This window comes from Pseudomonas sp. PB105, assembly GCF_009764655.1.
In the GTDB taxonomy this organism is placed as follows: Bacteria; Pseudomonadota; Gammaproteobacteria; order Pseudomonadales; family Pseudomonadaceae; genus Aquipseudomonas; species Aquipseudomonas cyclaminis.
In genome coordinates this window covers 1-1,251 of record NZ_RWIO01000047.1, presented here as the reverse complement: position 1 = coordinate 1,251, position 1,251 = coordinate 1, and the positions used below count along the sequence as shown (strand labels likewise).

2 protein-coding genes are annotated in these 1,251 nt (G+C 52.9%); both read right to left on the bottom strand.

What is annotated here, in order from left to right; translation table 11 throughout:
- Nucleotides 1-39 precede the first annotated feature (39 nt).
- On the bottom strand, nucleotides 40-897 hold the full coding sequence (locus tag EJD88_RS12970; protein ID WP_218573960.1) for an IS3 family transposase: 858 nt from the start codon (nucleotides 895-897) through the stop codon (nucleotides 40-42).
- Nucleotides 894-1,251, bottom strand: a 358-nt coding sequence (locus tag EJD88_RS12965) for a transposase (protein WP_206361336.1), incomplete at its 5' end; no start/stop codon positions are given. The genes EJD88_RS12965 and EJD88_RS12970, both read right to left, overlap by 4 nt.

Genomic DNA, 1,251 nt, shown 5'->3' with positions numbered 1-1,251 from the left:
TGGACTTGCTCCCTCAAAACGTACGCCATAAAGCGAGCGTTAAGCAGTTTGCTTCAGTTGCTTTGCGTAGTCATTAGGTGAGCTGTATCCCAGCGCCGAGTGCAGCCGTGTCGGGTTGTAAAAACCATGGATGTAGCTCGCGATAGATGCGTGAGCCTGTGCTTTGCTGGGATACACACCGGTAGCTTCTTCCTTCTTGAGTGTGGCAAAAAAGCTCTCTGCTACAGCGTTATCCCAGCAGTTGCCCTTACGGCTCATGCTTTGCACAAACCCCCTGTCCAAGATCATGCTGCGAAAACCGCTGCCCGTGTATTGCCGACCTCTATCAGAGTGAAAAATTACACCCTGATCAACTGGTGTATTCGTCCAGGCGTTCAAAAAAGCCTGCTGCACCAGACCCTCAGGCATCCGTTCCGACAGGCTGTAACCGAGTACCTGGCGTGTTTGGATGCTCAGCACCACGGCCAAATATAGCCACCCCTGACGCGTCGAAATATAGGTGATATCGCCCACCCACGCGGGAGTTGGGCTTGTCACAGAAAAACGTCGTTTCAACACGTTGTCGGAAATTGGCTGGATATACCGATTATCCATCGAGTGTTTGAACCGAGCCTTGATTTTCCCTCGCAACATTTCTTCTCGCATCAACCGGGCCACTCGCTTATGCCCAACTGAAAAAGATCGGTTATGAAGTGCCTTGACCATCCGCGGGCGCCCATAAGTGCCGCGACTGGCATGATGAATCGCACGAATTTCCAGGCGAATTTCAGCGTCTGGATCAGGACGTTCCCGGCGTTTCAAATAGCCGTGAAAGCCCGACACCGAGACTTCCATCACTCGACATAACAACCTGACTGGAAAGCGAGTCCGTTCACGGGCGACGAAGGCGTATCTCAGTTGGACTCTCTGGCAAAGAACGCCGTCGCTTTTTTTAGGATTTCTCGTTCCATTTTAAGCGTGGCATTTTCAGCTCGAAGCCGGGCCAGCTCGCTTTCCAGGTCAGAGACCGGATGCCGGGCAGGAGAACTGAGAGGACGCCCGTTGCGTGCGGCGTCCAGCCAATTACCTAAGGTTTTGACCGAGATATCTAACTGTCGAGCTGCTTCTCCTCGACCAATGCTTTCAGCGAGTGTCACTGCCTGAGCTTTGAAGTCGTCGGTGTAACTGCGGCGGGTTTGCTGTGACATAGGTGCCTCCAAGGTTGCGATTAAAATATCGCTTCTTGGCGTCCGCTGCGAGGGAACAAGTCCA